We start from the raw sequence: 1,180 nt of genomic DNA on the forward strand, positions 1-1,180 counted from the left end.
CCGGTGCGGACATCCCGCTTGGCCGGCTCGGGCCAGAACCGCTCGTGCTGGAACGCGTAGGTCGGCAGATCGACACGCTGCGCGCCGGTGTTGGCGTAGTACGCCGTCCAGTCGACAGCGGTGCCGTGCGTGTGGAGTTCGGCCAGCGCGGCCACCACCGCGTCGGCCTCGGCACGGTTCTTCCGCAGGGCCGGGACGAACGCGGCGTCACCGACGGCTTCTTGGCCCATGGCGGACAGAACACCGCCGGGACCCAGCTCCAGGTAGGTGGTCACGCCCTGCGCCTCGAGGTGAGCCATGCCGTCGGCGAACCGGACGGCATTGCGTACGTGGTCCACCCAGTAGTCCGCGGTCAGCAGCTCCTCACCCGCGACGGTGCCGGTCAGGTTGGAGACGATCGGGATGCGCGGAGTGTGGAAGGTCGCTGTCTGCAGGAGTGTGCGGAACTCCTCGAGCATGGGTTCCATGCGCGGGGAGTGGAAGGCGTGGCTGACCCGCAGCCGCTTCGACTTGGTGAACCGCTCGGCGATCGCGGTGACCTCGTCCTCGTCGCCGGAGACAACCACGGAGTTCGGGCCGTTGAGGGCGGCGATGGACACGCCGTTGGTGAGCAGGGGCAGGATCTCGTCCTCGGTCGCCTGGACGGCGACCATCGCCCCGCCCTCGGGCAGGGCCTGCATCAGCCGGCCGCGCGCCGCGACCAGGGTGGCAGCGTCCTCCAGGGACCAGACGCCCGCCACATGTGCGGCGGCGAGTTCGCCGATGGAGTGGCCCAGCAGGTAGTCGGGGGTGACGCCCCAGTGCTCCATCAGCCGGAACAGGGCGACTTCGATGGCGAAGAGGCCGGCCTGGGTGTAGACGGTCCTGTCGAGCAGGTCGGACTCGGTGTCGAAGACCAGTTCCTTGACCGGACGGTCCAGGTGCTTGTCCAGCTCCGCGCAGACGGCGTCGAAGGCGTCGGCGAACACCGGGAACGCTGCGTACAGCTCACGCCCCATCCCGGCCCGCTGCGAGCCCTGGCCGGAGAACAGGAACGCCGAACGTCCGCCCCCGACCACGCCCGACACGACACCCGCGGCCGAACGGCCCTCGGCCATCGCGCGCAGCAGTTCCTCGCGGTCCTCGCCGAAGACCACCGCACGGTGATCGAACTGGGTGCGGCTCGACACCAGGGACCAGC

1 protein-coding gene is annotated in these 1,180 nt (G+C 70.1%); it reads right to left on the reverse strand.

Annotation, left to right across the window (positions count from 1 at the left end; all coding sequences use genetic code 11):
- Window positions 1-1,180, reverse strand: a 1,180-nt coding sequence (locus A2U95_RS21920) for an acyltransferase domain-containing protein (protein ID WP_166025912.1), incomplete at both ends; no start/stop codon positions are given.

Origin of the sequence: Streptomyces chilikensis, from assembly GCF_001642695.1 — a bacterium.
In the GTDB taxonomy this organism is placed as follows: Bacteria; Actinomycetota; Actinomycetes; order Streptomycetales; family Streptomycetaceae; genus Streptomyces; species Streptomyces chilikensis.